Raw genomic sequence first — 312 nt, 5'->3', positions numbered from 1 at the left:
CGTAAGGACAAACCGAAGTACTTCGGTCTGGGCACCACCCAGAAGGTCGGCATCAAGGATTACGTTGACACCCTGGCTCACAACCGAGCCATCCAGATGCTGGTGGTCTCCGCATCTACCGATAAGCTGTTCATGTCCACCAAGAGCAACGCTACCGTTATGATCTGCCTGTTCGGCATCATCTTCGGCAACTATGCCGCATACTCCAGCGACTCTCAGATCACCTCTATCCCCATCTGCCTGATCTCCATCCTGCTGATGAACAAGATCGCACGTCAGATGGGCCAGAAGGCATCCATGCTGGTGGGTACC

At 54.5% G+C, this 312-nt stretch carries 1 pseudogene; it reads left to right on the top strand.

The annotated features are described in order from the left end of the window. Positions 1 to 312: pseudogene (locus tag P0G09_RS17495) on the top strand (glucuronide permease); the annotation flags it as partial.

The sequence above is a fragment of the Faecalibacterium sp. DFI.5.82 genome (assembly GCF_029076575.1).
Lineage (GTDB): Bacteria > Bacillota > Clostridia > Oscillospirales > Ruminococcaceae > Faecalibacterium > Faecalibacterium duncaniae.
Note: the sequence above shows the minus strand (reverse complement) of the source record. Positions and strands in the feature narration are given on the sequence as shown.